This is a genomic window from Rhizobium sp. B21/90 (genome assembly GCF_019355815.1).
GTDB classification, from domain to species: domain Bacteria; phylum Pseudomonadota; class Alphaproteobacteria; order Rhizobiales; family Rhizobiaceae; genus Rhizobium; species Rhizobium rhododendri.
Genome location: NZ_CP072162.1, coordinates 2619711 through 2642639 on the forward strand (window position 1 = coordinate 2619711; position 22929 = coordinate 2642639).

Genomic DNA, 22929 nt, shown 5'->3' on the forward strand with positions numbered 1-22929 from the left:
AAGCGAAATCAGCTGTTAACGGATTCCTTCAGGCCCTTGCCGGGCGTGAACTTCGGCACGTTGCGAGCCGGAATGTCGACTTCAGCGCCGGTCGACGGGTTACGACCCTTGGACGCTGCACGGTGAGAAACGGTGAAGCTACCGAAACCGGCGAGACGAACGTCGCCACCGCTCTTCAGTGCGCCCTGCACAACCTCAAAAACAGCGTCAACAGCGGATGCTGCATCAGCCTTGGTGATGCCGGCTTTCTCGGACACAGCAGACACGAGTTCATTCTTGTTCATGTTTCCAACCCTTTCTTCGGTATGAAACGACTCAATCGTTTAAGCCGGGCGCAGAATACGTAAGCTCTGGCCCGTCGCAACCCAAAAGCCCTGCAAAGCAAGGAAAAGCAAGCATTCCTGCGTTGTTTTCACAGAAAAGGCCGGCGATTAAGCCGGCCTTTTTGGTGAATTATGTCAATTCGGCACAAGTATGGCAAAAGCCAACATCAATGCGCAATCGCATTGCCGAAGTCATCGACGCCTTCGACGGTCGCAATTAGCGGCGTTTCGATCGATCCATCCCACTCGATAGCCACAGGCTGGCGGATCAGCGCATGCTTGATCACCTCGCCCATGCGCGACACCGGAATGATCTCCATGCCGTTCTTGACGTTGTCCGGGATCTCCGCCAGGTCCTTGGCGTTTTCTTCCGGGATAAGCACCGTCTTGATACCGCCGCGAAGGGCAGCGAGCAGCTTTTCCTTCAGGCCGCCAATCGGCAGAACGCGACCGCGCAGCGTGATCTCACCGGTCATGGCCACATCCTTGTTGACGGGGATGCCGGTCATGATCGACACGATGGCGGTGGCCATAGCGACGCCTGCAGACGGACCGTCCTTCGGCGTTGCCGCTTCCGGAACGTGGACGTGGATGTCCGACTTGTCGAAGCGCGGCGGCTCGATACCGAAATCGACGGCTCGCGAACGGACGTAGGACGCCGCTGCCGAGATCGATTCCTTCATCACTTCCTTCAGATTGCCGGTGACCGTCATGCGGCCCTTGCCCGGCATCATCACGCCTTCAATCGTCAGCAACTCGCCACCGACTTCCGTCCATGCCAGACCGGTCACAACGCCAACCTGATCCTCGCGCTCGGCTTCACCATGGCGGAACCGGGGAACGCCCAGATACTGGTCGATATTGTCTGCGGTCACGGCAACAGAGGTTGCCTTGCCCTTGATGATCTCGGTGACCGCCTTGCGGGCGAGCTTCATCAATTCACGCTCGAAGCTGCGGACGCCGGCCTCGCGGGTGTACTGCTGGCTGATCGCCATCAGGGCATCGTCGCTGACCGAGAATTCGTGCGGCTGCAACGCATGTTCCTTGATAGCCTTCGGCAGCAGGTGCCGCTTGGCAATTTCGCGCTTTTCATCCTCGGTGTAGCCGGCAATACGGATCACTTCCATGCGGTCCATCAAAGGTGCAGGGATGTTCAGCGTATTGGCCGTGGTGATGAACATCACGTCCGAAAGATCGTATTCGACTTCCAGATAGTGGTCCTGGAATGTGCCGTTCTGCGCCGGATCGAGCACCTCCAGCAGGGCGGAAGAGGGATCGCCACGGAAATCCTGGCCCATCTTGTCGATTTCGTCGAGCAGGAAGAGCGGGTTGGACTTCTTGGCCTTCTTCATCGACTGGATGACCTTGCCGGGCATCGAGCCGATGTAGGTGCGGCGGTGACCGCGGATCTCGGCCTCGTCGCGCACGCCGCCGAGTGCCATACGGACATACTCGCGGCCGGTCGCCTTGGCGATCGACTGGGCAAGCGATGTCTTGCCGACGCCGGGAGGACCGACGAGGCACAGGATCGGGCCCTTCAGCTTCGACGAACGCGCTTGCACGGCGAGATATTCGACGATGCGCTCCTTGACCTTGTCGAGACCGAAGTGGTCGTCCTCAAGGATCTTCTCGGCAGCGGCGAGATCGGTCTTGACCTTGGACTTCTTGTTCCACGGAATACCAAGCAGCCAGTCGAGATAGTTGCGCACGACGGTGGCTTCCGCCGACATCGGGCTCATCTGCCGCAGCTTCTTCAGCTCGGCATCGGCCTTTTCCCTGCCTTCCTTGGAAAGCTTGGTCTTGTTGATGCGCTCTTCCAGCTCGGCCATCTCGTCGCGGCCTTCCTCGCCGTCGCCGAGTTCCTTCTGGATCGCCTTCATCTGTTCGTTCAGATAGTACTCGCGCTGGGTCTTCTCCATCTGGCGCTTGACGCGCGAGCGGATACGCTTTTCGACCTGCAGGACCGAAATCTCGCCTTCCATGAAGCCGAGCGCCTTTTCGAGGCGACCTTTGACGCTGGTGGTTTCCAGCATCTCCTGCTTTTCGGTGATCTTGATCGAAAGATGCGAGGCAACGGTGTCGGCCAGCTTCGAGTAATCCTCGATCTGGCTAGCCGCGCCAACGACTTCCGGGGAGATCTTCTTGTTGAGCTTCACGTAGCTTTCGAACTCGGAAACGACCGAGCGGCTCAGCGCTTCAAGCTCTACCTGATCTTCGACCGGCTCTTCGAGAGCGTGGCCCATGGCCTCGTAGAAGTCTTCGCGATTGGTGTAGTTATCAATCTCGGCGCGCGAGCGGCCTTCGACGAGAACCTTGACGGTTCCGTCTGGCAACTTCAGCAGCTGCAGCACGTTGGCGATCGTACCGATCTTATGAATGGCTTCCGGCGCGGGGTCGTCGTCGCTGGCATTGATCTGGGTGACGAGCATGATCTGCTTGTCGGAACCCATGACTTCTTCCAGAGCGCGGATCGACTTTTCGCGACCGACGAACAGCGGCACGATCATGTGCGGGAAGACCACGATATCGCGCAACGGAAGTACCGGATAGGCGGTGCTCTCGTGTGCAGCAGACGTTTTCTTCGACATTTCAATTCCTTTCCATCGTCCCGTTTCCGGGATAAGCGCCGGCAGTATTCAGTGCGCCGGCCTCTCTCACTTGATGTAGAAGTGGAGTTTCACCTTGGCAATTTCAAGCCATGCCGCCTGCCGGCCGTGGCAGATGTGACAGGCTTATTACAACGATCAACGCAAAACAAATCGGGCTCGTCCGGCGCCTCGCCTCCCTGCCATGTCCACCGGTACGGAACGGAATGGCTGATGCGAGAACGCTCGAAGAATCACGCCATCATGGCCGCCGGTGATCTCAAGTGCAACGGCTACGCCGGATCAGTGACCACCATATTCGAAAGTCTAACAGCAAACTGCATGGTATTTCAAACAGAAAGAGGCTCGTCATCGACGAGCCCCTCAAGATTGCTACACTATTGCGTCAGACATCAGGCCGACACATTGGCCTTCTCATCGGGCCGATCAGCATAGATGTACAACGGCCGAGCGGAGCCTCGCACGACTTCGTCCGAAATCACAACTTCGCGAACACCTTCGAGTGCCGGCAGATCGAACATCGTGTCGAGAAGGATCTTCTCCATGATCGACCGCAGGCCACGAGCGCCGGTCTTTCGCGTGATTGCCCGGCGGGCGATTTCGCGAAGAGCGTCCTCGTGGAAGTTGAGTTCCACGTCTTCCATCTCGAACAGCCGCTGATACTGCTTCACCAGCGCGTTCTTAGGCTCGGACAGGATCTGGATCAGGGCATCGGCGTCTAGGTCTTCCAGCGTCGCCAAGACAGGCAGGCGGCCGATGAATTCCGGGATCAGGCCGAACTTGACCAGGTCTTCCGGCTCGAGTTCGCGGAGCACTTCACCGACGCGACGATCGTCCTGCGACTTGACGGAAGCACCGAAGCCGATAGACGTCTTCTCGCCACGCGCAGAGATGATCTTGTCGAGACCGGCAAACGCACCGCCGCAGATGAACAGGATGTTGGTCGTGTCGACCTGCAGGAACTCCTGCTGGGGATGCTTGCGACCGCCCTGGGGAGGCACGGAAGCGACTGTGCCTTCCATGATCTTCAGCAGCGCCTGCTGCACGCCCTCGCCTGAGACATCGCGGGTGATCGAGGGGTTGTCGGACTTGCGCGAGATCTTGTCGACTTCGTCGATATAGACGATGCCGCGCTGGGCGCGCTCGACGTTGTAGTCGGCAGCCTGCAGAAGCTTCAGGATGATGTTTTCGACGTCTTCACCGACATAGCCGGCTTCCGTCAGCGTCGTGGCATCGGCCATGGTGAAGGGCACGTCGATGATCCGGGCGAGCGTCTGGGCAAGGTAGGTCTTGCCGCAACCGGTCGGGCCAACGAGCAGGATGTTCGACTTCGCCAATTCGATGTCGCCATTCTTCGAAGAATGCGCCAGACGCTTGTAATGGTTGTGGACGGCGACCGAAAGGATCTTCTTTGCCTGGCGCTGGCCGATCACGTATTCATCGAGGACCTTGATGATGTCCTGGGGCGTGGGAACGCCGTCGCGGGACTTGACCATCGAGGATTTGTTTTCCTCGCGGATGATGTCCATGCACAACTCGACGCATTCATCGCAGATGAAGACGGTCGGTCCGGCGATAAGCTTCCGGACTTCGTGCTGGCTCTTGCCGCAGAAAGAACAATACAGGGTGTTCTTGGAGTCACCGCCGTTGCTGCCGCTGACTTTGCTCATATCACTTTCCTTCCAGCACGCCGCATTTCCAAATCGAAATGGCGGTCCACTCTCTGCGCTCGCCTGCGCCACTCCATGGACTGGAGCTTAGCCGGTTCAGGCGCTCCTAGGGGTACTGAACGTGGTCCGCACACTGCACGGGCCACGGCGGCAACGAATTCCCCGTCGAATCCGAACGCTATGTCATAAAATCAAAACATAGCGTTAAAGCCTACTATTAGCTTCTTCTACCGCAGTTGAAACCCCCTCGTTGATCACAAATGGGATAGAACTGTGGCTTAGAAGACACCGCCCCGCGAATAATCACGCTTCGGCGTCTGATTCCATTTCGGCGCGCGACGTCAGGACTTTGTCGACCAGACCCCAGTCCTTTGCCTCTTCGGCGGTCATGAAGTGGTCGCGATCGAGTGTCTGCTCGACTTCCTCATAGGTGCGGCCGCAATGCTTTTCATAGATCTCGTTCAGGCGGCGCTTCATCTTGATGATGTCGCGGGCGTGGCGCTCGATGTCCGATGCCTGCCCTTGGAAACCGCCGGAGGGCTGGTGAACCATGATGCGGGAATTCGGCGTGGTGAAGCGCATGTCCTTATGCCCGGCCGCCAGCAGCAGCGAGCCCATCGAGGCCGCCTGACCGATGCACAGGGTCGATACGGCCGGCTTGATGAACTGCATGGTGTCATAGATGGCCATGCCGGCAGTCACGACGCCGCCCGGAGAATTGATATAGATCGCAATCTCCTTCTTCGGGTTCTCAGCCTCAAGGAACAACAGCTGCGCGCAGACAAGCGTCGCCATGTGATCTTCGACCTGACCCGTCATGAAGATGATGCGCTCTTTCAGAAGGCGCGAATAAATGTCGTAGGACCGTTCGCCCCGATTGGTCTGCTCCACAACCATGGGGACCAGAGCCATTGCGGTATCGACTGGATTTCTCATGTGCGTCCTCTGTCAAACTTGCCCGGCGGCGAAATACCGGGAATCGAATAAAATCGTCACCCCTACATAGAGTGTCACCGCCCTGTACTTCAAGACGCGCCAGAGGATAACGTCAAGAAGCGGATGCGAATGAAGTTCACGCTGCAGTTACGGCTGTTTGTCACAGATGGCTATTAATGCGGCGTTACGCCAGAGGGCGCTCACAGCTTTTCGACATGGCAGAGTGAAGAAACGATGAATGTTTGATCGCGGCCCTCCGTATTGACGCAACCGTGCCGCGATTTGACGAGCGATGGGCGTTATTTGAGGTCCACGTTAACCGGCTGGCCAGTTTCTTGCGGCATGGTGCTGCGCGAGATGGAGTTGCGCAGCCTGTGTTCAATATCACGACGGGATTGACGATCTGGTGTTCGGAAGCGACGACGCTTGCCGTCGTCTTGTTCTTCGCCTGGCGCAGCGACCGCAGATCGTCCTTCTACCTGCTCTGGTCGGTGGGCTTCGCCTTGCGCGCCGTCGGCTATGTGCTGATCAGCCTCCAGGGCCTGATGCCTAATATTCTCACAATCGATCTCGGCAACGTACTCACCTTCCTCGGCCAGAGCGCCTGGATCGCCGGCTTCAGCCTGTTCGACAAACGCCGGCCGGAGTGGACTGCGCTGTTGCCGCCGGCCATCTGGCTGATCGGCATCAGTCTTCCCTGGGTGCATGACGATCTCGCCAACCGCGTTGTCCTTTTCCTGCTGGCAAGTGCTGCCAGCGCAACCCTCCTTGCGGCGGCCGTCCGTCCAGCAACCAGCCGTCCCGAGGCGGCCCGCATGCCGCTGGCTTTCGTCCTGATGACACTCGCCTCCCTTTGCTTCGTCATCGCACTCTCGGCAGTCATTTTCCGCCCCTCGCCAGAGGCCGCCCTCACCTACCGCACCGTCACGGTACTCGTGAATGCTTTGCTGATCACGATCGGTGTCGTGCTGACCGGCCATGTGCTGGTCCAGCGGTCGCAGCGCCGCTGGCGCGCATTGTCGCTGAACGATTCGCTGACCTCGGCCTTCAACCGGCGCGGGTTGCTTGAATTCTTCGGGCTTCTGAGACGCGAGACGACATCGCCGTCTCGGCGGATTGCCGCCCTTCTGTTCGATCTCGATCACTTCAAGAGCATCAACGATCGCTATGGCCACCAGACAGGCGACCAGGTGCTTTGCGAATTCGTCACCATCACGCGAAAGTGCCTTCCACGCGGCGGTGCCCTGGGTCGAATGGGCGGCGAGGAATTCATGGCTTTCATCACCGTGACAGATCAGACGGAAGCCGAAGCAGTGGCGGAAACGATCCGCAGCGAATTTTGCCGTGCGCCATTGCAGATCGAGGGTGCTGCCGTCAGTGCCAGCGTCAGCGTCGGCGTGGCACTTGCGACTGCCGAGGCTGCAGACTGGGACAAGCTCACCGGGGCTGCGGACCGGGCGCTTTACGCTGCCAAGCGAGCAGGACGCAATTGCACGGTGGTATTCAGCGAGGCTGCTACCGAAAGCGCAAATAATGCGTCCAGCGAACAGGAAGCCGGCGAACTGGTGCCGACGGTCGACGACCAGATCCAGGCGCTGCAACGGATCGGCACGCTGGCGCGAAGCTAGTATAAAAGGGGCTCCGACACGCTTCCCGGGCCGGCCGGTTTGGGCTAATGCCAGTATCATGAAGATCCCTCCCATGCTCCATATCGATCCTGCCACCCGCCACGTTTCCCTCGATGGCAAAGATCCCGCATTCTACGGCAACCCGAATGCCGTCTACGCGGCGCTGCACGAGCAGTGTCCGACCTTCTACTGGGAGGAGCAGAAGCTCTGGACGGTCACCGGGTACGACCACGTGAACGCTCTTTTGCGGGACCGTCGCTTCGGCCGCCAGATCCTGCACGTCGCCAGCCGGGCCGAGATTGGCCTTGCCGAACCGCTGCCCCATCTGCGCAACTTCGATGCCGCCGAGCTGCATTCGCTGCTGGAGATAGAGCCGCCGGAGCACACGCGACTGCGGACGCTGATCAACCGGGCCTTCGTGTCGCGCCACGTCGAGAAGATGAAGCCGGAAATTGCAGAACTGGCAAACCGGCTGATCGACAATTTTGCAAGGAACGGCGAAGTCGAGTTGCTCACGGCTTTTGCCGATATCATTCCGGTGACGATGATCGCCCGGATGATCGGCATTCCCGACGAGATGGGGCCGCAGCTGCTGAAGTGGTCGCATGCCTATGTGCGGATGTACATGTTCGGCAGGACGCGTGCCGACGAGGATGCCGCAGACACGGCCGCAAAGGAATTTGCCGACTATGTCAGATCGGTGATCCGGGAGCGGCGCGTGGAGCCTCGCGACGACCTGCTGAGCCACATGATCACCACCGAGCATAAAGGCCAGTATCTCACCGACGAGGAACTGGTGTCGACGACGATCGTGTTGCTCAACGCCGGCCACGAGGCAACCGTCCACCAGATCGGCAATTCGGTTCGCGTCATCCTCGAAAGCGGGCTGTCCCCGAAGACGCTGTTTGCCGACGAAGCCGCGACCGAGCGCACGGTCGAGGAAACACTCAGGCTCTGCGCGCCGGTGCACATCTTCCAGCGCTGGGCACTGGAGACTGTCGACATCGATGGCGTCACCTTCCAGCGCGGCGAGAAGGTGGCAATGATCCTTGCTGCCGCCAACCTTGACCCGAAAAAGTTCTCCGACCCGCTGACATTCAAGCCCGACCGCCGCGAAGCGCCCAACCTCTCCTTCGGCGCCGGTATCCATTTCTGCATCGGTGCACCGCTTGCCCGCCTCGAGCTTAATATCGCACTGCCGATACTGTTCGAGCGGCTGCCGGGATTGCGGCTGGCAAAGACGCCGGTGGTCAAGGACGTCTACCATTTCCATGGGCTGGAGCGGCTGGATTTGCGCTGGTAGTAAAACAAGCTATAATTTTTGAGAAGTTGACCTGAATCTTGGACGTTTGAGGAGGAGACTATGACCGACGATTTCAGTCTCAGACTTACCGCACAAGAAACAGAAACGCTCAATGCTCTCTTGAAGCGCTCTCAGATATCCGAGGAAATAGCCCGGGCAGAACGTGCGAAGAAGCGCAAGCCAGGTCGGTTTAAAGGGAAACTAAAGATCGGCCCGGAATTTTTCCATCCGCTTTCAGACCAGGAGATTGACGAGTTAACCGGCGGATGAGGTATCTCCTCGACACGCACACGCTCATTTGGTGGCTGAACGGAAGCAAAAAGCTCTCAGTTACTGCCCGAGAACTTATCACTGACGGGCAAAACGACATCTTCGTCAGCGCAGCTTCCGCGTGGGAGATAGTCACAAAATATCAAAAGGGCCAGCTGGACACTGCGTTGAGTTTGCTGCCGGATTTCTCAAAATCTGTCGAAGACGGCGGCTTTATCAACTTGCCGATCACCAGTACACACATGGTCAGAAGCGCCCTTCTTCCGGGCGCGCATCGCGATCCTTTCGATCGCATTCTCAGTGCCCAAGCGATTCTTGAAAACATGGCGCTGATCACCCTCGACGAGAAAATCCCGTTGTTTGGCGTTGTAACGCGCTGGTAAACTCCACCTTCCGACCCCTCCGAACACACTCCTAACTGTCCGCTATCAAGCCGCAAACAAAAATGGCGCCCCTTGCGGAGCGCCATCTGCAATACGATACAGGCAGATATCAGCCGTAGCGGCCGGTGATGTAGTCTTCGGTACGCTTGTTCTTCGGCGCCTGGAAGATCTGGTCGGTGGCGCCGTATTCGATCAGGTCGCCGAGATACATGAAGGCGGTCTTGTCGGAGATACGGCTGGCCTGCTGCATGTTGTGCGTGACGATGACGATGGTGAAATCGCCCTTCAATTGCGCAACCAGTTCCTCGATCTTGGCGGTCGAGATCGGGTCGAGTGCCGATGTGGGTTCGTCCAACAGCAGGACGGATGGTTTCACAGCGATGGCGCGGGCGATGCAGAGACGCTGCTGCTGGCCGCCGGAGAGTCCGAGGCCGCTCTGGTGCAGCTTGTCCTTCACTTCGCCCCACAGCGCCGTGACGGTCAGCGCCTGTTCGACGCGCGCATCCATCTCCGCCTTGGAAATCTTCTCATAGAGACGAATGCCAAAAGCGACGTTTTCATAGATCGACATCGGGAACGGCGTCGGCTTCTGGAACACCATGCCAACCTTGGCACGCAGATCGTTCAGATCGACGTCCTTGCTGAGGATGTTGCGACCGTCCAGCAGGATCTCCCCAGAAGCCGTCTGGCCCGGATAAAGATCATACATGCGGTTGAAGGTGCGCAGCAGCGTGGACTTTCCGCAGCCGGAAGGACCGATGAACGCCGTCACGGCATTCTTACTGATGCTCATGTTCACACCCTTCAGAACGCGATGGCCGTTCTGATAGGTGAAATCGAGGTTCTTCACATCGAGCTTCGGAAGGTCACCAATATCCGAAGCGGAGACTGCGCCCTTGCCCGACTGTGCGTTAACGCTCAGGAAATTGTTGTCGCTCATGTTCATGGTCTTATTCCTATCGTTCGGCGGCTGCGTCACTGGCGGCGCCCACTCAGAAAACGGGCAATGATATTGAGGGCCAGAATGGCGACAGTGATGATCAGCGCGCCTGCCCAGGCCAATTGCTTCAGATCCTCACCGGCATCAGCGGCCAGCGTGTTGATGGCAACCGGCAGCGTGGCGATCGGACCGGTTAGCCCCCCCTGCATGAACTTGCTATAGCCGGCCGTAAACAGCAACGGCGCGGTCTCGCCACTGATACGGGCAACGGCCAGCAGGATACCCGTCAGGATGCCCGACCAGGCAGACTTGTATATCACAGTCGTCATCGCTTTCCAGCGCGGCGCGCCAAGGGCAGCCGTTGCTTCACGAAGCGAGTTCGGCACCAGGAGAAGCATGTCCTGCGTCGTGCGGTTGATGACCGGGAGGGCGATGAGCGCCAATGCAAGGATGCCGGCGATGGCGGAGTTCCCATGCATGGGCACGACCACGACACCGTAGACGAACACGCCGATGATGATCGAGGGTGCGGAGAGCAGGATGTCGTTGATGAACTTGGCGACCTCGGCAAGCTTGCTGCCGTTGGCGAATTCTACCAGGTAGGTGCCGGCAAGAATGCCGATCGGTGCTGCCAGCAGGGTCGCCAGACCGGTCACGATGAAGGTACCGTATATGGCGTTCAGCAGGCCGCCGCGCGAGCCCTGGGCCGGGATCGACATCGTAAACACGTCGAGGCTGAGTGCCGTGACACCTCGATAAACCAAGGTCACGAGGATGACGCTCAGGAACAGTATGCCGAGGATGGCAGCGAGAAACGACAAGGCCATCATGACCTGGTTCGTCATATGGCGGCGCGAGATGATCCTCTGACGAATTGCGTTTTCCATGGCTTTCTTCCTCAAAACGAGTCGACGCGGCCGATCATCCATCTCGCCACTGCAAGCACGCAGAAGGAAAGGACGAACAGGAGCAGACCGAGTGCCATCAGGCTCGAAAATTGCAGACCGTCGGCGTCGCCGAAATTATTGGCGATCTGGGCGGAAATGGTGGTCGACGGCGCGATGATCGACGACTGCAGGCGGCTGACGGAGCCGACAACGAAGGTGACGGCCATGGTTTCGCCGAGCGCACGCCCAAGGCCGAGCATGATGCCGCCGACGAGACCGCGGCGTGTGTAGGGTATCAGGATGTTGCGCGCCACTTCCCAGGTGCTCATGCCCATGCCGTACGCGGATTCACGCAGCATCGGCGGCACGGTGGTGAAGACGTCGCGGGCAATCGCCGTGATGAACGGCAGGATCATGATGGCCAGCACGAGGCTTGCCGTCAAAAGGCCGACGCCCGGTGCAGGTGGCTGGAAGAGCGACCCGATCAGCGGCACCTGGCCAACGGTGTTCATGAGGAATGGGAGGACATAAGTCTGCATCAGCGGCACGATCATGAACAGACCGACGATGCCGTAGATGATCGAGGGAACGCCGGCCAAGAGCTCAATGGCGGTGCTGATCGGGCGCCGCAGGCTGCCGGGGCAAAGCTCGGTCAGGAAGATGGCGATACCAATGCCCAGCGGAACTGCAATCAGCATCGCGATGAGCGAACTCACCAGCGTGCCGACCAGGGCGGGCACCGCTCCGTAAATCTCCAGGGGAGCGCTCCACCTTGTGCCCCAGAGGAACGAGAAACCGAAGGCCTGGAATGTTGGCAAGGCATCCACGACCAGAACGGTCAGGATTGCCAGCAGCAGAAGCACGACAAAAGAAGCCGAGCTGAGCGTCATGAAATAGAAAATCCGATCCTGCGTCCGGAATTTTCTGGTGACGGCGGAGGTTTCCATGGTCTGGAATCCAGCCGTCTGAGTCGCATCAGCCATCGCTTTCTCCTTGTCCTGTCATTAAAGGCGGACAGGGCAATACCCTGTCCGCCGCTCGTTTTTCAGTCAGCACAGATTACTTGGTGCCGAAGTCTTTCTTCCAGGACTCTTCCACGACCTTGGCGACTGATTCCGGAACAGCAAGGTAGGACATGTCGGTCGCCGACTTCTGGCCCTTCTCGTAGGCCCACTTGAAGAACTTCAGGGCTTCTGCGTTTGCGGCAGGATCGGCAGGCTTCTTGTAAAGCATGACCCAGGTAGACGCTGCAATCGGCCAGCTGTTTTCGCCCGGCTGGTTTGTGAGGATCAGGTTGAAGTTCTTGGCATGTGCCCAATCGGCGTTCGAAGCAGCAGCCTTGAAGGTTTCGAGGCTAGGCTCGATAACCTTGCCGGCGGAATTCTTCATCTTCGCGAAACCGATGTGGTTGGCGACGACGTAAGAGTATTCAACGTAGGAGATCGAACCAGCCGTCTGGTTGACGGTTGTGGAAACGCCTTCCGAACCCTTGGCGCCGAAACCGACCGGCCATTCAACAGCCGTGTTGGAACCAACTTTCGACTTCCAATCCGGCGAAACCTTCGAGAGGTAGTCAGTGAAGTTGAAGGTCGTGCCAGAGCTGTCAGCGCGGTAAACGACGGAGATCGCCGTGGAAGGTAGCTTTACGTTGGGGTTGAGAGCCTTGATCGCAGCATCGTCCCACTTGGCAATCTTGCCGAGGAAGATGTCGGCGAGCGTCGTGCCGTCGAGAATGAGTTCGCCCGGCTTTACGCCTTCGACGTTATAGGAAACGACGATGCCGCCGGAGATCATCGGGAACTGGGCAATGCCGTTCTTCTCGAGATCGGCGTCGCTCATCGGCTTGTCCGAAGCGCCGAAGATGATGGTCTTGTCGAGGAGCTGCTTGATGCCGGCGCCCGAACCAACCGACTGGTAGTTGACGGAGTTGTTGGTTGCAGCCTTGTAACCCTCGGCCCACTTGGACAGAACCGGAGCGATGAAGCTCGAACCAGCGCCGGTGATGTCGGCAGCCATGGCCGAAGCCGTCATGGTGACGACCAGGCCTGCGCTCAGGCAGAGGGTGCGGATTTTCAAATTCAACATAAGGGTCTCACTTCCTTGAGTGATGATCGGATGGCGGGCGGAAGGGAGCCACAAACGGACCGTCCATCGATCCATCACGGCCGCCACTTCCGGCGACATGGATGGCTCTATAGTTGCAATGTTTCAGTTTGATGACAGTTTGATGATGGCCAAATGACACGGTTTTCAGGGCGTGTGCGGCCGCGTGGATCGAGAATGCAGACCGCGCCAATGGGGCTGGGCAGACAGCGACTGCCGCTCGTCACGGAAGCTAGGCCATCGTCGTCGAGTGCAACGGCCAGGCGGGAGCCTGCGCCCTATCCTAAAGCCGCACGACATAATCCTTGCGAGTCGTTTCAATCACTTCCCAGCTTCCGCTGAAGCCGGGTTTCAAGACCATGCGGTCGCCGGCGCGAAGATGATGCGCCTCGCCGCCATCCTCTGTCACGATGGAGTACCCCGACAGAATGGAAAAGTATTCCCACTCCTCGTAGACGATGCGCCACGATCCGGGAGTCGCCTCCCATATGCCGGCGTAAATGCCACCCTCGGCCTCGTCGAGGCTCCATGTCCGAAACTGGGGGTTGCCGGAAAGCACGCGGTCTGCGGCGGGCGCCCCCTCTTCGGGAGCGACGGTTTCGGGATCGAAGCGGAGGGCGTTGGGCATGGGCATCTCGCAAATGGATGGGTCGCCTCGTTACTATAGCGTAGTCCGAAATGATCGTAACTGCACTTCCCGAAATCTGTGCCCAAGCAGTGCCATTGACACGCGCGCAACCCACGCCCACTGGCCACCTCAAGTAGCCAACGCAACTATTATTCTCTTTATGATTGAATAAAGCAGGAAAACCTGTATTGCTGGAACCTTATCAGGATCAGTCTGGAAGGCGCTAAATGCCCAAATTACCAACAAGACCGTCTTTTTTTCCGCCGTCGAAAACAATGCCAAAACCAACAACTACTTCGGCCACGACGGTGAATTCCACGGCGGACTTCTATAGAAATGATTTTCCTAAAACACTGTTTCCATTGAAGACAAATCTCTTTTTAATAGAGAACGGGCAACAGGAACTATCAGAGTTTATCGAAAAATGCCTCGATGACAAAGAGAAAGCTTTTTCATTTCTCCCACAACGTCGAGTTTACGCCGCAAAACCGGGTCACCATCTCCGCCGAACTGTAAAGCTCGATGCCGTAAGCGAATACTTTCTATACGACACTGTCTACAAAAACAGATCGCGCTTTCGAAAGCCTTTTTCAAAAGATAGAGAGCATTTCGGCTATAGGTTCGACGAGGGAGCGCCTATTAGCGCTACAGTGGCATATAAAGCTTTCAAAGGCGCCATTTCTGAGTACTCAAAAAGCTACAAGCACTTTATCAGCATCGACGTAGCTTCCTATTTTAACAATATCTATCACCATGACGTCGTAAATTGGTTCAGGGAGTTGCAAGCGCCAGAGAACGAGGTCAATGGCTTCGGACAGATGCTCCGCGAAATCAACTCAGGACGATCAGTTGATTGCCTTCCACAGGGGCTTTATCCGGCCAAAATGATAGGAAACGACTTTCTGCGATTTGTAGAAAATTACCATGGGCTTATATCGAGTAAAATAATAAGATTTATGGACGACATATATTTATTTTCAGACAATGAGAATACAATAACGAATGACTTTATAATGGTTCAAAATTTGCTGGGAGACAAGGGTTTGTCAGTAAATCCGCAAAAAACAAGCCGAAAATCTGCACAACATCTAAATCGTGAAGATAAAATTGATGCCGTGAAGGAAAAATTGCTTAAACGTCGAAGAATAGCAATTGCCACCGGCTACGATGGCGAGGGCGAAGAGGATTCTTTTACTTTAAAATTCTCGCTGACCGACGCGGAACTCGCATATGTAAATGACATACTCGCTCAACCAGATATTGAGGAAGAAGATGCCGAGCTTATTCTCACCATTATGCGCGACCACGCAGAAAAAGTCGAAGGCAGATTGCCTGATATAATTAGAAACTTTCCTAACTTGACGAAAAGTGTTTATAGTTTTTGCTCCGGAGTTGCCGATAAAGAATTTCTTGCCAAATCCATTGAAGAAATCACCCACTCCTCACCTAGACTTTTGGAGTTCCAGCTGTTTTGGTTCGCATCTATACTTGAGGACCACCTCATGAATACAAGTAGGGCGTCGGCGTTGATTGATCTTCTATACAATCATTTATCTGCAACCCCAATATCGCGAGCAAAAATTTTAGAAATTCCAGATTCTCGATATGGCTTAACTGAATTGAGACATAATGTACTGTCCACGGGGCAATCGGACTGGCTTGGCTGGTCGGCTGCCGTTGGTAGTAGGGTTCTTAAGGCAGGCAGCCGAAATCATGCAATTAAGTATTTTGGAAACTGTTCTCAACTAAACCACTTGATTGCAACGGTCGTGATAAAAGAATAGTCGCAAACAATTGGGTGACTATACCTTCTTCCCCACTACACCTTCCCCAGCGCCTGATCGAGATCGGCGATGATGTCCTTCACATCCTCGATACCCACCGACAGCCGGACCACATCGGGACCGGCACCGGCGGCGATCTTCTGCTCGTCGGTCAGTTGCTTGTGGGTGGTAGACGCGGGGTGGATGACAAGCGAGCGCGTGTCGCCGACATTGGCGAGATGCGAGAACAGCGTCAGGCTTTCGACGAAGGTCTTTCCCGCCTCGTAGCCGTTCTTCAGGCCGAAGGTGAAGACGGCGCCGGCACCCTTAGGCGAATAGCGTTGCTGCAAGGCATGGTTGGGATCGTCGGCAAGACCGGCATACTTGACCCATGCGACCTTGGGGTGTCGCTTCAGCCAGTTGGCGACTTCAAGCGCGTTGTCGCAATGGCGCTGCATGCGGAGCGGCAGCGTCTCGATGCCGGTGAGGATCAGGAAGGCATTGAACGGGGCGATGGACGGACCGAGATCGCGCAGGCCAAGAACGCGGCAGGCTATGGCGAAGGCAAAATTACCGAAGGTCGCATGCAGCACCATGCCGTTATATTCCGGGCGCGGCGCCGACAGCATCGGATAGTTGCCGGATGCGGACCAGTCGAAGGTGCCGCCATCGACGATGACGCCGCCCATCGAATTGCCATGCCCGCCCATGAATTTTGTCAGCGAGTGCACGACGATATCGCCGCCGTGTTCGAGCGGCCGGATCAGATAGGGGCTGGCCAGCGTATTATCGACGATCAGCGGCAGGCCGTGGCGATGGGCGACGGCGGCGATGGCTGCAATGTCGATGAAGGTTCCGGCCGGATTGGCAAGGCTCTCGATGAAGATTGCGCGGGTGCGATCATCGATCTGGCTCTCGAAACTCTCGGGCTCCAGCGGATCGGCCCAACGCGCCTGCCAGCCGTAGTTCTTGAAGGCATGGCCGAACTGGTTGATCGAACCGCCGTAAAGCTTGTTTGCCGCAACGAAATTGTCGCCCGGCTGCATGATGGTGTGGAACACCAGAAGCTGAGCCGCATGGCCGGATGCCACCGCCAGCGCCGCCGTGCCACCCTCAAGCGCGGCGACGCGTTCCTCGAGCACGGCCTGGGTGGGGTTCATGATGCGGGTGTAGATGTTGCCGAACTGCTGCAGCCCGAACAAGGCAGCTGCGGCATCCGCGTCGCTGAAGACGTAGGCCGTCGTCTGGTAGATCGGCGTCGCGCGCGCGCCGGTCGTCGGGTCGGGCTGTGCACCGGCATGGATTGCCAGCGTATCGAAGCCTGGGTTGATGGTCGCCATGGTAGTCCTCCCTCAAATCTCAAGGGCGACCATAGCGCGACAGCGATGCAAATTCATCGCGATCTTTTCTCAATCCCGCCTGAAGCGGAGAAAATCCTACCACTCGAGGCGCAATCAATCAGGCGGCAGCAAGCCTAGGGATCTCGATTGCCGGGCAGCGGTTCATGACCACCTTGACGCCGGCCGCCTCGGCCTTTTCTGCGGCGGCGTCGTCGCGGATGTCGAGCTGCGACCAGATAACCTGCGGCTTGGCCGGAAGCGCCAACGCGTCCTCGACAACGGCATCCAGGTATTCAGGCGCGCGAAACACATCGACCATATCGACAGGCTCTGGAATGTCGGCAAGCTTGCCGAACACCGGCTGGCCGAGGATTTCCTTGCCGACCAGGCCGGGATTGACCGGGATCACGTGATAGCCCTTGGCCAGCAGATAGCCCATCACCCCATTGCTCGGGCGTGCAGCATTCGGGGACGCGCCGACCAGTGCGATGGTCTTCACGCTGTGCAGAATGTCGGCGATATAGGAATCGTCATAACGGTCGTGGTTCATTGCTGACATCTCCAGCTTCGATCACAGTTACGTTTTTGTCGTATCCAGCGGAAACTAGCCCGCCGCTTGTGCGTATATAGGCATGAACCGAACCTGTGAGGACAGTCTCATGCAAAAAATCATCCTACTCGGCGTTTTGGCAGCATCTATGGCCACGCCCGCACTGGCGATCAATCGCTACAACTCCATGTCATACAGTTGCTCGGCAGCGCAGGCGCTGATCGGCCGCGAACGCGCCGTGATTTTCCGTCACCCTGCGGAACGAACGAAAAACCTGACGCTTTACGACCGCTACGTCAGCGACCGCGGGGCCTGCAATTTTGGCGAATATGCTTTCGAAGACACGCTGCCGACGAAGGACACGAAAAACTGTCCGGTCTACACCTGTCACTCGACAAGCGAACTGGACGACGACGAGATCATACCCGACCGTTGATTTTGGTACGCCGCCTATCTTGAGCTCCGAAACCGCCAGCGAGCGCAGCTGAGAGTGATAAAGAGCGAGCCAAATTGGAGCGGGACAAGGTTCTATCAATTGTCCCGTTTCGGACTACTTTTGTTCTGGTATCCATCAGTAACATCTTATAGTTGCCACAGATATTCCGCTACCGCCTTTGGTGCATTGCAACATTGTGACAGTGGACGAACGTAGGTTTCTTTGTTGCTCGCCTAGCGACAAGAGCACTCGAGCTTACCCTCTTTGGTAGACGCTTGTTGTCGCGAGGTGGAAGCTTTTCAAGCTTACTTTTGATGAAATGATTGCCTTTACCTTCAGTCACAGAAAATATCAGACGCAGAGAATTTTGTGGTATTGATATACCACATCTCTAGAGCGTTGATATCATTGACTATTTTTAACCCCCTCTCGAAATGCCAATCTTGACCTGAGATGGGCTTTCCCCTAAAAGCCGCAGCAGAAACGCAGCCTTTCCGGGCTGCTTTCTTTTTGGCCGGGCCAAGCCTTTCCAATTCAAGCAACAAGAAACGCCCTGACCTTCGGGTTCTGGGTCCTAAAAGAGAGTATACAACATGGCAACCTTCTCCCAGAAGCCTGCAGAGGTGGAGAAGAAGTGGATCATCATCGACGCCGAAGGGCTCGTCGTTGGTCGTCTCGCTTCTGTTATCGCAATGCGTCTGCGTGGCAAGCATAAGGCTACCTTCACTCCGCACGTCGACGACGGCGACAACGTCATCGTCATCAATGCCGAGAAGGTCGTCTTCACCGGCAAGAAGTACGAAGACAAGGTTTACTACTGGCACACCGGTTATGCCGGCGGCATCAAGGAGCGTACCGCTCGCCAGCTGATCGAAGGCCGCTTTCCTGAGCGCGTTCTCGAAAAGGCTGTCGAACGCATGGTTCCCCGCGGCCCGCTCGGCCGTCGCCAGATGAAGAACCTGCGCGTCTACACCGGCTCCAACCATCCCCATGAAGCGCAGCAGCCGACCGTTCTCGACGTCGCCGCGCTGAACAGCAAGAACACAAGGAGCGCCTGAGTATGGCTGACCTCTCTTCCCTGAAGGATCTCGGCACGGTTTCGGAACAGCCTTCTGCTCCGGTTCACGTTCGCAAGGTCGACTCGCTCGGCCGTTCCTACGCCACCGGCAAGCGCAAGAACGCCGTTGCCCGCGTCTGGATCAAGCCAGGCTCCGGCAAGATCATCATCAACGGCCGCGAATTCGCAACATATTTCGCACGTCCGGTTCTGCAGATGATCCTGCGCCAGCCGATCGTCGCTGCTGCCCGCGACGGCCAGTTCGACATCATCGCCACGGTTGCTGGCGGCGGTCTCTCCGGCCAGGCCGGTGCCGTACGTCACGGCATCTCCAAGGCCCTCACCTACTTCGAACCCGGCCTGCGCGGCGTTCTGAAGAAGGGTGGCTTCCTGACACGCGACAGCCGCGTTGTTGAACGTAAGAAGTACGGCAAGGCGAAGGCCCGTCGTTCGTTCCAGTTCTCCAAGCGTTAATCGCTTGTGGTCTTCGGACTTCGGAAAGGCGGTGCTTCGGCGCCGCCTTTTTTCGTTGTGGTGAGCTTGTATCGGCAGTGAATGGCATTTTGACAAAATAATTTCGTGAACTATAGTTCACGCATGATCGAGGTGCGTCAGACCCTGATGTTCGCGAAATGGCTGGATGCGCTCCGCGACGACCAGGCCCGCAAGCGTATCGTCGTCCGCATCTGACGACTCGAGCTTGGAAATCCGGGGGATGTCAAGCCTGTCGGCTATGGTGTCAGCGAAATGCGAGTACCCCATGGTCCCGGCTATCGCATATATTTCGCAAGGTCCGGCGAGACACTGGTCATTCTTCTCTGCGGCGGCGACAAATCATCGCAAAGCCGTGACATAGCCCTCGCCCAGCAACTGGCAAAGGAGATCTGAATGCCCTTGGAAACCACTCGTTTCGATGTCCTCGACCATCTGAAAACAGCTGACGACCGCATGATGTATCTGGAGGCAGCTTTTGAAGATGGCGATCCAGCGGTGATTGCGCATGCGCTCGGAGATGTCGCGCGGGCCGTCGGCATGACAGCTGTTGCCAAAGACGCAGGCGTGAGCCGGGAAGCGCTCTACAAGTCACTCAGCGAAGCCGGTGATCCGCGTTTGTCGACCTTCTTCGGCGTTATCAAGGCGCTCGGGTTGAAAGTATCCGTCTCCGCAGATCAGAACGCCGCCTAACACCGAAGCGATGACTGGTCGCTGCCCTGTTGCTGATTTACAGTCCGAACTTGACGTGAAAACAGCACCGAAGCTGTTTAAATCCAACCGCCACAATCAAGACAAGAACTTCAGGGGCTTAGCTTGGCCAATAAATCCATCGACCATGCTTTCACCGCAACCTCCCCCACCTCGGCCGCCAGCGACCCGACCTTCGCCGGCGCCCTTTCCTTCATGCGCCGGCGTTTCAGCAAGGACCCGACGGGCGCTGATGCCGTCGTCTGGGGCATCCCCTTCGATGCGGCCACCTCCAATCGCCCCGGCGCCCGCTTTGGGCCGCAGGCGATCCGGCGAGCTTCGGCGATTTTTGACAACGATCCACAGTATCCGTTCGCCCGCGACCTTTTTGCCGAAATGTCTGTCATCGACTACGGCGACTGCCTGCTCGACTATGGCAACCACGCAGCCACGCCTGCTGCCATCGAACGCCAGGCCAACACGCTGCTCGACAGCGGTGCCTTCCTGCTGACACTCGGCGGCGATCACTTCATTACCTGGCCGCTCTTGAAAGCCCATGTCGCGCGGCACGGGCCGCTGGCAATGGTGCAGTTCGACGCCCATCAGGACACCTGGACTGACGAGGCCGGGCGCATCGATCATGGTTCCTTTGTCGGGCGGGCGGTACGCGACGGGTTGATCGATGCCTCCCGCTCGATCCAGATCGGCATCCGCACCCAGGCGCCGGAGGATTGCGGCATAGAGATGATCCATGGCTACGAAGTAGAGGACATGACAGCATCCGACATCGCCGCCCGGATCCTCGCCCGCACCGCCGGTGCGCCGGCCTATCTAACCTTCGACATCGACTGCCTCGATCCTGCCTATGCACCCGGCACCGGAACGCCTGTCGCCGGGGGCCCGTCGAGCGCCAAAATACTATCGGTGTTGCAGCGGTTGTCATCGCTCGATATCCGGGGCGCGGATGTCGTCGAGGTGGCGCCAGCCTACGACCACGCCGATATCACCGCCATTGCGGGCGCCACGGTGGCAATGTATATGCTCGGATCGTATGCCGGGCGACTGGCGACAGGCCGCTGAGGCGGTTGTTATCATTCTGAATCAAGTTGATGGCATATTGATTCCGTAAATCACGCGAACCCTTTGAAAGTGCAGGACGATCATGGCACCGAAAATCTTCATCGATGGCGAACACGGCACCACGGGCCTGCAGATCCGCACGCGCATGGCCGATCGTCGCGATGTCGAATTGCTGTCGATCCCGGAAGCACAGAGGCGCGATGCGGCAATTCGCGAAGATATGCTGAACAGCGCCGACATCGCTATTCTCTGCCTGCCGGACGATGCTTCCAGCGAAGCGGTGGCCATGGTGTCCGGCAACAACAATGTCCGCATCATCGACACCTCGACGGCTCACCGTATAGACCCGAACTGGGCCTACGGCTTTGCCGAGATGGCCAAGGGCCAGGACGCCAAGATCGCGGCGGCGCGTCTCGTCGCCAATCCTGGCTGCTACCCTACCGGTGCCATCGCGCTGATAAGGCCGCTGAGGGCTGCCGGCATGCTGCCTGATGGCTATCCCGTTACCGTCAATGCGGTCTCCGGCTATACCGGCGGTGGCAAGCAGATGATCGCCCAGATGGAAGACCCGAGCCGGCCTGACTCGATCTCCTCGCCGCACTTCCTGTATGGCCTGCCGCTCAATCACAAGCATGTGCCTGAAATGACCACCCATGGACTGCTCGACCGCGCACCGCTCTTCTCGCCGTCGGTCGGCAAGTTTCCGCAGGGCATGATCGTCCAGGTCCCGTTGCATCTGGATGCCTTGGCGCAAGGAACGACGCTGGAAACCATCCACGCGGCGCTCACGGATTACTACGCCGGACAGGATATCGTCGAGGTGGTGTCGCTTGATGCCAGCCGCGCCCAGCCCCGCGTCGATGCGGTCGAACTGGCCGGCAAGGATACGATGAAGCTATTTGTGTTCGGGACGCCGGGTGGCAGCCAGGTCAATCTGGTGGCGCTGCTCGACAATCTCGGCAAGGGCGCTTCAGGTGCTGCCGTGCAGAACATGGACCTGATGCTGTCCGCCTGAAATCCCGGGAGTAAGCCAAGCAATGTCTCTGGATGCGCTGCGGGCTGCCGTTGACGCCTGGTTTATCGCATCCCTGCCTGCACATGGTCTGGTGGCGCTTGTCGCCATCGCCCTCGTTGCCGGTCTTGCGCGCGGATTTTCGGGCTTTGGCGCGGCGCTGATCCTCATTCCGCTCGGTGGTGCACTGATTGGCCCAAGATTGATCTCACCGGTGCTGCTGGTGGTCGACGGGCTGGCGACGCTTGGCATGGTACGTCCGGCCTTTCATCTGGCAAACCGGCGCGAGGTCGTGACGATGGCGGTCGGGGCTATCATCGGGGTACCGCTCGGCACTGCCGTTCTCGCGCTGATGGATCCTCTCCTGCTGCGCTGGCTGATCACTGCAATCGCTGCCTGCCTGCTGACGCTGCTGGTATCCGGCTGGCGCTACCATGGCGAGCCTACGCGGCCGTTGACGGCGGCGGTCGGTTTCATTGCCGGGTTGTTCAGTGGTGCGGCCCAGCTTGGCGGGCCGCCGGTCGTCGCCTTCTGGCTCGGTGGCAAGAGCAACTTTACCCGCGTCCGTTCCAACATCATCCTGTACTTCTCGATCTCGACCATTCTCAGCGTCGTCAGCTACTATACCAGCGGCCTGTTCGTGGCGCAGGTGTTCGCGCTGACGGTTGTGATCCTGCCGAGCTATGTGCTCGGGCTTTACGGTGGAACGAGGCTCTTCGGCCTCGCCCGCGAAAGCACCTTCCGATGGATCTGCTATGCGCTGATCGGCACCTCCGCCGTGCTCGGCATGCCGGCGCTGGATGGCATCTTCCGCTAGACTGGAAGCCCCACG

At 57.9% G+C, this 22929-nt stretch carries 23 protein-coding genes and 1 pseudogene; 13 read left to right on the forward strand and 11 right to left on the reverse strand.

Annotation, left to right across the window (positions count from 1 at the left end):
- Positions 1-8 precede the first annotated feature (8 nt).
- The 4 genes from J5278_RS12550 to clpP all read right to left on the reverse strand — a co-directional run bounded on the left by J5278_RS12550 (position 9) and on the right by clpP (position 5535).
- The gene (locus tag J5278_RS12550) at positions 9-284 is read right to left on the reverse strand and encodes an HU family DNA-binding protein (RefSeq protein ID WP_111220564.1); all 276 of its coding nucleotides are present in this window, start codon (positions 282-284) and stop codon (positions 9-11) included.
- 206 nt (positions 285-490) lie between these two features.
- Positions 491-2911, reverse strand: coding sequence for an endopeptidase La (lon, locus tag J5278_RS12555; RefSeq protein ID WP_209183482.1), 2421 nt, complete (start codon positions 2909-2911; stop codon positions 491-493).
- Positions 2912-3321: 410 nt separating this feature from the next.
- Positions 3322-4599 (reverse strand): ATP-dependent Clp protease ATP-binding subunit ClpX, encoded by a 1278-nt coding sequence (gene clpX / locus J5278_RS12560; RefSeq protein ID WP_111220562.1) that lies wholly within the window; start codon positions 4597-4599, stop codon positions 3322-3324.
- Positions 4600-4902: 303 nt separating this feature from the next.
- Positions 4903-5535: an ATP-dependent Clp endopeptidase proteolytic subunit ClpP gene (clpP, locus tag J5278_RS12565; RefSeq protein WP_111220561.1), complete on the reverse strand. Its 633-nt coding sequence runs from the start codon at positions 5533-5535 to the stop codon at positions 4903-4905.
- 374 nt (positions 5536-5909) lie between these two features.
- On the opposite strand from clpP, the gene J5278_RS12570 reads away from it, so the two are divergent.
- The 4 genes from J5278_RS12570 to J5278_RS12585 are packed head-to-tail and all read left to right on the forward strand — an operon-like array spanning position 5910 to position 9119.
- Positions 5910-7163: a GGDEF domain-containing protein gene (locus J5278_RS12570; protein ID WP_209183480.1), complete on the forward strand. Its 1254-nt coding sequence runs from the start codon at positions 5910-5912 to the stop codon at positions 7161-7163.
- 58 nt (positions 7164-7221) lie between these two features.
- The gene (locus J5278_RS12575) at positions 7222-8466 is read left to right on the forward strand and encodes a cytochrome P450 (protein ID WP_209187386.1); all 1245 of its coding nucleotides are present in this window, start codon (positions 7222-7224) and stop codon (positions 8464-8466) included.
- Between the two features lie 60 nt (positions 8467-8526).
- Complete coding sequence (locus J5278_RS12580; RefSeq protein ID WP_209183476.1) at positions 8527-8736, forward strand: hypothetical protein; 210 nt, start codon at positions 8527-8529, stop codon at positions 8734-8736.
- Positions 8733-9119: a type II toxin-antitoxin system VapC family toxin gene (locus tag J5278_RS12585; RefSeq protein ID WP_209183474.1), complete on the forward strand. Its 387-nt coding sequence runs from the start codon at positions 8733-8735 to the stop codon at positions 9117-9119. Before J5278_RS12580 ends, J5278_RS12585 begins: the two co-directional genes overlap by 4 nt.
- Positions 9120-9228: 109 nt before the next feature.
- Here J5278_RS12585 and pstB read toward each other — a convergent pair whose 3' ends face one another.
- From pstB to J5278_RS12610, 5 genes are all read right to left on the reverse strand, one after another.
- Entirely contained in the window at positions 9229-10065 is an 837-nt protein-coding gene (pstB, locus tag J5278_RS12590; RefSeq protein ID WP_142829504.1) for a phosphate ABC transporter ATP-binding protein PstB, read from the reverse strand.
- A gap of 29 nt (positions 10066-10094) precedes the next feature.
- Complete coding sequence (gene pstA, locus J5278_RS12595) at positions 10095-10946, reverse strand: phosphate ABC transporter permease PstA (RefSeq protein ID WP_142829506.1); 852 nt, start codon at positions 10944-10946, stop codon at positions 10095-10097.
- 11 nt (positions 10947-10957) lie between these two features.
- Complete coding sequence (gene pstC / locus J5278_RS12600) at positions 10958-11929, reverse strand: phosphate ABC transporter permease subunit PstC (RefSeq protein WP_209183472.1); 972 nt, start codon at positions 11927-11929, stop codon at positions 10958-10960.
- 76 nt (positions 11930-12005) lie between these two features.
- Positions 12006-13031 (reverse strand): phosphate ABC transporter substrate-binding protein PstS, encoded by a 1026-nt coding sequence (pstS, locus tag J5278_RS12605; RefSeq protein WP_209183471.1) that lies wholly within the window; start codon positions 13029-13031, stop codon positions 12006-12008.
- Positions 13032-13332: 301 nt separating this feature from the next.
- Positions 13333-13677: a cupin domain-containing protein gene (locus tag J5278_RS12610; protein WP_209183469.1), complete on the reverse strand. Its 345-nt coding sequence runs from the start codon at positions 13675-13677 to the stop codon at positions 13333-13335.
- Between the two features lie 227 nt (positions 13678-13904).
- Here J5278_RS12610 and drt5 point away from each other — a divergent pair, with 227 nt between their 5' ends.
- Positions 13905-15461: an antiviral reverse transcriptase Drt5 gene (gene drt5 / locus J5278_RS12615; RefSeq protein WP_209183467.1), complete on the forward strand. Its 1557-nt coding sequence runs from the start codon at positions 13905-13907 to the stop codon at positions 15459-15461.
- A 35-nt stretch (positions 15462-15496) separates the two neighbouring features.
- On the opposite strand, the gene J5278_RS12620 is transcribed toward drt5, so the two are convergent.
- The gene (locus J5278_RS12620; protein ID WP_209183465.1) at positions 15497-16780 is read right to left on the reverse strand and encodes an O-acetylhomoserine aminocarboxypropyltransferase; all 1284 of its coding nucleotides are present in this window, start codon (positions 16778-16780) and stop codon (positions 15497-15499) included.
- Positions 16781-16898: 118 nt separating this feature from the next.
- Positions 16899-17330 (reverse strand): CoA-binding protein, encoded by a 432-nt coding sequence (locus tag J5278_RS12625; protein ID WP_209183463.1) that lies wholly within the window; start codon positions 17328-17330, stop codon positions 16899-16901.
- Positions 17331-17439: 109 nt separating this feature from the next.
- On the opposite strand from J5278_RS12625, the gene J5278_RS12630 reads away from it, so the two are divergent.
- The 8 genes and pseudogenes from J5278_RS12630 (at position 17440) to J5278_RS12665 (ending at position 22914) form a co-directional block, all read left to right on the forward strand.
- Complete coding sequence (locus J5278_RS12630; RefSeq protein WP_142829518.1) at positions 17440-17766, forward strand: hypothetical protein; 327 nt, start codon at positions 17440-17442, stop codon at positions 17764-17766.
- A gap of 593 nt (positions 17767-18359) precedes the next feature.
- Positions 18360-18824 (forward strand): 50S ribosomal protein L13, encoded by a 465-nt coding sequence (rplM, locus tag J5278_RS12635; protein ID WP_111220549.1) that lies wholly within the window; start codon positions 18360-18362, stop codon positions 18822-18824.
- A 2-nt stretch (positions 18825-18826) separates the two neighbouring features.
- The gene (gene rpsI / locus J5278_RS12640) at positions 18827-19297 is read left to right on the forward strand and encodes a 30S ribosomal protein S9 (RefSeq protein WP_111220548.1); all 471 of its coding nucleotides are present in this window, start codon (positions 18827-18829) and stop codon (positions 19295-19297) included.
- A gap of 123 nt (positions 19298-19420) precedes the next feature.
- Positions 19421-19711, forward strand: a pseudogene (locus tag J5278_RS12645) (type II toxin-antitoxin system RelE/ParE family toxin).
- Positions 19712-20008 (forward strand): addiction module antidote protein, encoded by a 297-nt coding sequence (locus J5278_RS12650; RefSeq protein ID WP_209183461.1) that lies wholly within the window; start codon positions 19712-19714, stop codon positions 20006-20008.
- A 123-nt stretch (positions 20009-20131) separates the two neighbouring features.
- On the forward strand, positions 20132-21085 hold the full coding sequence (gene speB, locus J5278_RS12655; protein WP_209183459.1) for an agmatinase: 954 nt from the start codon (positions 20132-20134) through the stop codon (positions 21083-21085).
- Between the two features lie 82 nt (positions 21086-21167).
- Complete coding sequence (gene argC / locus J5278_RS12660; protein WP_209183457.1) at positions 21168-22100, forward strand: N-acetyl-gamma-glutamyl-phosphate reductase; 933 nt, start codon at positions 21168-21170, stop codon at positions 22098-22100.
- Between the two features lie 22 nt (positions 22101-22122).
- Positions 22123-22914: a sulfite exporter TauE/SafE family protein gene (locus J5278_RS12665; RefSeq protein WP_209183455.1), complete on the forward strand. Its 792-nt coding sequence runs from the start codon at positions 22123-22125 to the stop codon at positions 22912-22914.
- Positions 22915-22929: the final 15 nt, after the last annotated feature.

Excerpts from the sequence above, each read along its gene's own strand:
- J5278_RS12550 (WP_111220564.1), bottom strand. The coding sequence starts at position 284 with ATGAACAAGAATGAACTCGTGTCTGCTGTGTCCGAGAAAGCCGGCATC.
- lon (WP_209183482.1), bottom strand. The coding sequence starts at position 2,911 with ATGTCGAAGAAAACGTCTGCTGCACACGAGAGCACCGCCTATCCGGTA.
- clpX (WP_111220562.1), bottom strand. The coding sequence starts at position 4,599 with ATGAGCAAAGTCAGCGGCAGCAACGGCGGTGACTCCAAGAACACCCTG.
- clpP (WP_111220561.1), bottom strand. The coding sequence starts at position 5,535 with ATGAGAAATCCAGTCGATACCGCAATGGCTCTGGTCCCCATGGTTGTG.
- J5278_RS12575 (WP_209187386.1), top strand. The coding sequence starts at position 7,222 with ATGAAGATCCCTCCCATGCTCCATATCGATCCTGCCACCCGCCACGTT.
- J5278_RS12580 (WP_209183476.1), top strand. The coding sequence starts at position 8,527 with ATGACCGACGATTTCAGTCTCAGACTTACCGCACAAGAAACAGAAACG.
- J5278_RS12585 (WP_209183474.1), top strand. The coding sequence starts at position 8,733 with ATGAGGTATCTCCTCGACACGCACACGCTCATTTGGTGGCTGAACGGA.
- pstB (WP_142829504.1), bottom strand. The coding sequence starts at position 10,065 with ATGAACATGAGCGACAACAATTTCCTGAGCGTTAACGCACAGTCGGGC.
- pstA (WP_142829506.1), bottom strand. The coding sequence starts at position 10,946 with ATGGAAAACGCAATTCGTCAGAGGATCATCTCGCGCCGCCATATGACG.
- pstC (WP_209183472.1), bottom strand. The coding sequence starts at position 11,929 with ATGGCTGATGCGACTCAGACGGCTGGATTCCAGACCATGGAAACCTCC.
- pstS (WP_209183471.1), bottom strand. The coding sequence starts at position 13,031 with ATGTTGAATTTGAAAATCCGCACCCTCTGCCTGAGCGCAGGCCTGGTC.
- J5278_RS12610 (WP_209183469.1), bottom strand. The coding sequence starts at position 13,677 with ATGCCCAACGCCCTCCGCTTCGATCCCGAAACCGTCGCTCCCGAAGAG.
- drt5 (WP_209183467.1), top strand. The coding sequence starts at position 13,905 with ATGCCCAAATTACCAACAAGACCGTCTTTTTTTCCGCCGTCGAAAACA.
- J5278_RS12620 (WP_209183465.1), bottom strand. The coding sequence starts at position 16,780 with ATGGCGACCATCAACCCAGGCTTCGATACGCTGGCAATCCATGCCGGT.
- J5278_RS12625 (WP_209183463.1), bottom strand. The coding sequence starts at position 17,330 with ATGAACCACGACCGTTATGACGATTCCTATATCGCCGACATTCTGCAC.
- J5278_RS12630 (WP_142829518.1), top strand. The coding sequence starts at position 17,440 with ATGCAAAAAATCATCCTACTCGGCGTTTTGGCAGCATCTATGGCCACG.
- rplM (WP_111220549.1), top strand. The coding sequence starts at position 18,360 with ATGGCAACCTTCTCCCAGAAGCCTGCAGAGGTGGAGAAGAAGTGGATC.
- rpsI (WP_111220548.1), top strand. The coding sequence starts at position 18,827 with ATGGCTGACCTCTCTTCCCTGAAGGATCTCGGCACGGTTTCGGAACAG.
- J5278_RS12650 (WP_209183461.1), top strand. The coding sequence starts at position 19,712 with ATGCCCTTGGAAACCACTCGTTTCGATGTCCTCGACCATCTGAAAACA.
- argC (WP_209183457.1), top strand. The coding sequence starts at position 21,168 with ATGGCACCGAAAATCTTCATCGATGGCGAACACGGCACCACGGGCCTG.
- J5278_RS12665 (WP_209183455.1), top strand. The coding sequence starts at position 22,123 with ATGTCTCTGGATGCGCTGCGGGCTGCCGTTGACGCCTGGTTTATCGCA.